Source organism: Longimicrobium sp., from assembly GCF_036554565.1.
Classification (GTDB): Bacteria; Gemmatimonadota; Gemmatimonadetes; order Longimicrobiales; family Longimicrobiaceae; genus Longimicrobium.
Map to the genome: position 1 here is coordinate 1 of NZ_DATBNB010000470.1, position 4,786 is coordinate 4,786.

At 69.9% G+C, this 4,786-nt stretch carries 5 protein-coding genes; 4 read left to right on the forward strand and 1 reads right to left on the reverse strand.

Annotation, left to right across the window (positions count from 1 at the left end; genetic code table 11):
• The first annotated feature begins 264 nt into the window (after positions 1 to 264).
• Both VIB55_RS12910 and VIB55_RS12915 read left to right on the forward strand, forming a co-directional pair.
• Positions 265 to 651: a DoxX family protein gene (locus tag VIB55_RS12910; RefSeq protein WP_331877061.1), complete on the forward strand. Its 387-nt coding sequence runs from the start codon at positions 265 to 267 to the stop codon at positions 649 to 651.
• A gap of 76 nt (positions 652 to 727) precedes the next feature.
• Positions 728 to 1,327, forward strand: a complete 600-nt coding sequence (locus VIB55_RS12915; RefSeq protein ID WP_331877062.1) for a zinc ribbon domain-containing protein — start codon at positions 728 to 730, stop codon at positions 1,325 to 1,327.
• An 8-nt stretch (positions 1,328 to 1,335) separates the two neighbouring features.
• Here the strand turns inward: VIB55_RS12915 and VIB55_RS12920 are convergent, their stop codons facing one another.
• Positions 1,336 to 1,785: a hypothetical protein gene (locus VIB55_RS12920; protein ID WP_331877063.1), complete on the reverse strand. Its 450-nt coding sequence runs from the start codon at positions 1,783 to 1,785 to the stop codon at positions 1,336 to 1,338.
• A 318-nt stretch (positions 1,786 to 2,103) separates the two neighbouring features.
• Between VIB55_RS12920 and VIB55_RS12925 the strand changes: the two genes are divergently transcribed.
• Both VIB55_RS12925 and VIB55_RS12930 read left to right on the forward strand, forming a co-directional pair.
• On the forward strand, positions 2,104 to 2,970 hold the full coding sequence (locus tag VIB55_RS12925; RefSeq protein ID WP_331877064.1) for a MerR family transcriptional regulator: 867 nt from the start codon (positions 2,104 to 2,106) through the stop codon (positions 2,968 to 2,970).
• 193 nt (positions 2,971 to 3,163) lie between these two features.
• Positions 3,164 to 4,786 (forward strand): VIT and VWA domain-containing protein (locus VIB55_RS12930; RefSeq protein WP_331877065.1); only part of this gene is annotated, 1,623 nt, incomplete at its 3' end.

Sequence of the window (4,786 nt, forward strand, 5' to 3'; positions counted from 1 at the left end):
CCTCGCCCAGCAGCACGAAGCGCGCATCGCCCACCAGTTCGAGCAGCGCGTCCCAGTCGCCCTCGCCTCCGTGCAGCGGAACCGCCGCCCCGCGCACCGCCTCCACGGCCGCCGCATCGTCCCCGCCCTTCGCGCGTCCCAGCATCGCTCTCCCTCTCCGTTGGATGGATGTGGACAGCAACGGGCGCACCGAGCATGCCACCCGGCCCGGCTAATGCACATGCACCAAACCTTGGACAGGGAACGCTGCAACAACGGGAACGGATGTACATCGGGATTGCCGCGGGCACGTCGCGGATGGCGCTGGCCTCGATCTTCGTGGTGGCCGGCGTGCTTCATTTCGCCATCACGGACATGTACGTCCGCGTGATGCCGCCGTACCTGCCCTGGCCGCGCGAACTGGTGATGGCGAGCGGCGCGTGCCAGCTGGCGGGCGGCGTGGGGCTGTGCGTGCCCCGGCTTCGGCGCGCCGCGGGGTGGGGACTGGTGCTGCTGCTGGTGGCAGTGTGGCCCGCGAACCTGCAGATGTACACCGACGCCCAGGCCTCGGGCGACGACCTGCTGCGGGTGACGCTGCTCCTGGTGCGCCTTCCTTTGCAGCTGGTGCTCATCTGGTGGGTGTGGAAGGCGGCGGGGCTGGGGCGGCGCTGAAATCCTTGCGTCCACACGGAATTTACCGCATTTTGTTTACCGAATTTCCCGCCATACACCAGTCAAATCCCTTCCCATGAAGCCCTGCCGTGACTGCGGCCAGCCGGCCGCCGCCAGCGCCAGATCGTGCCCGCATTGCGGGATCCTGAACCCCGTGGTGCAGTGGGTGGCGCTTCCCAACGGCGAGCACCTGACGCATCGCGAGCCCGCGAAAACCTCCGCGGACCCGTTCGCCTACTTCGCGGCGCCAACGACCGCCAACGCGGCTGCGCTGGCCGGGCCCGCGCCCGCCTCCCTGGCCCGGGACTTCGCCGACCAGGAAGCGGTCGACGCCATCGACCTGGCGGCGAAGCGGTTCTTCTGGGTGGCGGGCTTCAGCCTGGTGGTCGGCTACCTGTTCCGGAGCGACGTGGGCGAGTACTGGTACGCGGACGGGCTCGTCGTGGGCGCGCTGGCGTTCGCGCTGAAGGAAATGCACAGCCGCGTGGCCGCGGGGCTGCTGCTGGCGTTCTCGGCCGTCATGGTCCTCATGCAGGCGCTGGCACTGTTCGGGGGCTCCTTCTTCATCGGGCGCGTGGTGCTGTGGGTGGTCTTCACGGGCATGTCGTACCGCGCGCTGATGGCCACGATCAGCTTGCACAAGCAGCAGCAGGCCACCCCCGCGCTGGCCGGCTGACCGCAGTCCTACCCGGGGCGGCGCAGCGAAAGCCGCAGCTTCTGCTCGGTAACGGTCACGATGAGCGTGTCGCCGGCCTGCACCGGCGCCAGCTGGGCCCCGTCCAGGAACTCGCACATGGGCTCGTCGCCCACCTGCACGTCGGAGCGAAAGCCGGCCGCGTACGCCACGCTGCCGGCTTCGCGCTTCTTGGCGTTGCTGCGCAGGTACACGCCGCGGTCGTTCATCAGCCACAGCCCGGGAGGCGCGCCGGTGCCCGGGTGGTTCACCTCGCCGTCCCACTGGCCGGGGTCGGCGGCCAGGTCTATGCCGGCCGCGATCAGCCGCTGCGCCTCGGTCATCAGGCGCTCGCGGGCCCCGTGCGATTCGTCGAGCAGCGCCCGCACCTCGCCCCCATCGAACTCGAACCGGTTCTCCATCGCTCCCTCGATCTCCGACGACACTGGCAGCGGTCGCATCAACCCTGCCGCCCCTGACGGGCCTTGACGCACAGGATTCGGCCCGTTCTTTCACCAAAACAGTGCAACCTCGCGACCAAGACCCACGTAAGGCAAGCGCCCGCGCCGCATGAGCATACGCAAATCCGGCCGCACGGCTGCAATCGGGTGGAATTCGCGAATCACACGCCTTGCCAGGCAAGCCCTGTACAACGAGATTCCAACCTGTGCAGAACTCCTGCCCATGCGGGAGGTCGCCTTCGGGAGGATGGCCCGGGCCCTGCAAGCGCCGCCCGGCTCGTCGCGGGCAGGCATCCGGTTCTTGATCGAGGGACGTCGATGACATATCGCATCAAGCGAGTCGCCCACCTGACGGGCATCAACCCGGCCACGCTGCGGGCCTGGGAGCGCCGGTACGGGCTGGTGGCGCCGGACCGCACCGGTTCCGGCTACCGCTTGTACACGGACGAAGACGTGGCCATGCTGTCGCGGATCAAGGCCCTGGTAGACGAGGGGCTGACGATTGGCGAGGCCATCACGCGCGTGCGCCGCGGCTCCGAGCCGCTTCCGGCGGATGGCGCGGGGCCGTCCGTGCGCGAGGCGCGCGCCCGCATGCTCGGGGCGCTGCTGGCCTTCGACCGCCGCGGCGCGCTCGAGGCGTACGACTCCATCTCCAACCTGCCGCCGGTGCGCCGGGTAGAAGAGGTGCTGCTTCCGCTGGTGCGCGAGGTGGGCGACCTGTGGGCGTGCGCGGAGATCGGCGTGGCCGAGGAGCACTTCGCCAGCGCCCTGATCCGCGAGAAGCTGGCGGGGATCATGGAAGACCTGGACACCGGCACCGCGCGCGGCCCCGAGGCGGTGTGCGTGGGGCTGGCGGGCGAGCGGCACGAGTTCGGGCTGATGGGCATCTGCATCAACCTGGCTACGCGCGGCTGGCGTGTGCTGTACCTGGGCGCCGACCTGCCGATGGACGAAGTGCAGCGGGTGGTGCAGACCCGCCGCCCGGCGCTGCTGTGCACCTCGGTGGTCAACCAGATGGGCACGGCCGAGTTCCGCCGGCTGGTGCGCGAGCTTCGCGACATGGCGCCGCCGGAAACGGAGATCGTCATCGGCGGCCCGGGGCTCCCCGACAGCACCGCCGTGGCCGAGGTCGCCGGCGTGCACGTGGCGGAAGAACTCGTGGGGCTGGTGCACGCCACCGCCTGATCGCAGCCCGCTCTGCCCTCGACAGCCCCCTCATCCGCCCGGACGAGGGGGCTTTTCGCGATCCGGAGCCGCCGTCCGGGTCAGAGGGGGCGCCGCCCGAACGTTAACTTCGCACTTTCGCACTTTCGCACTCAGCACTCGCGCACTCACGCACTCGACGGAACCCAACCCGGTCCCCCGCGAGTACAACGGAGTGCCCACGCTGTTCATCACCCGTCCGTCCGAGGACCCCATGCGCATCCCTTCCCTCCTGATCGCCCTGGTGCTGCTGGGCGCGGCCACGCCCGGCGCGGCGCAAGGGATCATCGTTCCCGGGCCCTGCCCCGACTGCCGCCGTCCGAGGCCCCAGCCGGAGCGCTTTCCCAGCATCCCGGTGGAATCGGTATCGTTCCAGACCACCATCCAGGGCCAGGTCGCAACCACGCACGTCACCCAGGTGTTCCGGAACGAGCACGACCAGGTGATGGAGGGCACGTACTTCTTTCCGCTCCCGGACGACGCGTCCATCACCGAGTTCGCCATCTGGGACGGCAACCGGCGGCTGGAGGGCGAGGTGCGGCCGCGCGACGAGGCCCGGCGCATCTACGAGGACATCGTCCGCCGCGTGCGCGACCCCGGGCTGCTGGAGTACGCGGGCCAGAACCTGTTCCAGGCGCGCATCTTTCCCATCCCCGCGCGGGGCACCAAGAAGCTGGAGCTCACCTACACCCAGGTGCTGCGCGCCGAGAACGGCAGCGTGGGATATCGCTACCCGCTGGGCATCGGCCGCAACGCGGCGCGGGTGGAGCGGCTGACGGGCGAGGTGAGGATCGCCGCGCGCGGCGGGCTGCGGACGGTGTACTCGCCCAGCCACCAGGTCGACGTGCGGCGGCAGGGGGGCGGCGACGCGCGGGTGAGCTTCGAGCAGGGTCCCCGCTCCGAACGGCGCGACTTCCAGCTCTTCTACTCGCTCTCCGAGGCGGAGGTGGGAATGTCGCTGTTTACCTACCGCGAGCCGGGAAAGGACGGCTACTTCCTGCTTCTGCTTTCGCCCACCTCCGAGTCGCAGCGCCGTGAATACCCCGCCAAGGACGTGGTCTTCGTGGTGGACGTCAGCGGCTCGATGGAAGAGGCGGGGAAGATGGAAGAGGCGCGGCGGGCGCTGGCGTACGGCATCCGCGGGCTGAACCCGGGCGACCGCTACAACGTGGTGGCGTTCTCGGGCGACACCCGGCTGATGGAAGAGGGGCTGATCGCCGCCGACGCGGCCGGGCGCGCGCGCGGCGCCCGCTTCGTCCAGGAACTGCAGGCGCGCGGCGGCACCAACATCAACGACGCGCTGACGGAGGGGCTGCGGCAGTTTCCCCGCACGTCGACCCGCCCGCGGCTGCTGGTGTTCATGACCGACGGCCTGCCTACGGTCGGCGTGACGGACGTGGACCAGATCATCCGCAACGTGGAGCGCGCGCGGGCGGAGGGCGTGCGGCTGTTCACCTTCGGTGTGGGGTACGACGTCAACACGCGGCTTCTGGACCGCGTGGCGGCAGAGAACGGCGGCACCGCGGATTACGTGGCGCCCAACGAGGACATCGAGGTGAAGGTCTCGGCCTTCTTCGACAAGGTGAACCATCCCGTGCTCACCAACCTGCGCCTGGACATGGGCCAGGTGCGCACGGACCTCGTATACCCGCGCGCCCTGCCGGACCTGTTCAAGGGAACGCAGGTGGCGCTGGTGGGCCGCTACCGCAACGAGCAGGACCTTGCCAACGTCACCCTGCGGCTGAGCGGCAACGCCTCCCCCACGCAGACGTTCACCTATCCCGGGCTGCGATTTCCG